General features: G+C 35.6%; 1 pseudogene. It reads right to left on the reverse strand.

Annotated features, from left to right (window positions below):
- Positions 1 to 312 precede the first annotated feature (312 nt).
- Positions 313 to 421 (reverse strand): annotated as a pseudogene (locus tag ACEO2X_RS14230) (IS701 family transposase); the annotation flags it as partial.

Below are 421 nucleotides of genomic sequence, written 5' to 3' on the forward strand. Positions count from 1 at the left end.
TTGACATTTCATAAATGGCTTGCGCTGTAGGCTAAAACTGAGCAGATCAGGCATGAAACGCAAGGAATAGCGAGATTATTGCTAAGTTTCATAACGCAATCTGAGAAAGTTTTAGCCACAGCCTTTCAGGGCGAGCATATTTTTTGCTGCTATTGCGTTATGTGCCAGTCATTTAAAATGACTAAATTTCCTGTCCCATGCCTTATAGCAGCTAAAAAATATGCGTTGCCGCAAACATAGACGAATTGTCAACAAACCCTAATATTTGCTTTAAACATTTTGCAGAATATACATTATAGGACTTACGCACTATTATTTATAGATTCTCTGTGGTAGCAGATGATTTTTATCGAGAATAAAGTCATCAATGAAGTTTTTGATAACTGGTCTAAATAATTTCTTCTGCCAACGATATACATTT

The sequence above is a fragment of the Acinetobacter sp. AL9 genome (genome assembly GCF_041464035.1).
In the GTDB taxonomy this organism is placed as follows: Bacteria; Pseudomonadota; Gammaproteobacteria; order Pseudomonadales; family Moraxellaceae; genus Acinetobacter; species Acinetobacter towneri.